Origin of the sequence: Pseudomonas pseudonitroreducens, from assembly GCF_021603645.1 — a bacterium.
Lineage (GTDB): Bacteria > Pseudomonadota > Gammaproteobacteria > Pseudomonadales > Pseudomonadaceae > Pseudomonas > Pseudomonas pseudonitroreducens.
Genome location: NZ_BQHJ01000086.1, coordinates 1 through 254 on the forward strand (window position 1 = coordinate 1; position 254 = coordinate 254).

Here is a 254-nt window from a genome sequence, read left to right on the forward strand (position 1 = left end):
CGCGGCATCTGGTTCAGCTTCAGCATGGATGCGCGCCTGAAGATCGATGTAGTCGAATTCCACGACTCGCCCATGCACTACCAACGGGACCTGAGCTTGCCGCTGCGCCCGCTGAGCGGCCTGGAAAGCAGCGGCCAGGATGCCGTCTGGGAGCTGCAGGCCAGCCACCAGGTCGTGCAGCAACTGGTCAGCTCCCGCGCCTACTACTCACGCGACGCCGGCGCCAACCTCGACGGCCAGGCCGACCTGACCCG

At 66.5% G+C, this 254-nt stretch carries 1 pseudogene; it reads left to right on the forward strand.

What is annotated here, in order from left to right:
• Positions 1-254: pseudogene (locus tag L6D89_RS32575) on the forward strand (type VI secretion system tip protein VgrG); the annotation flags it as partial.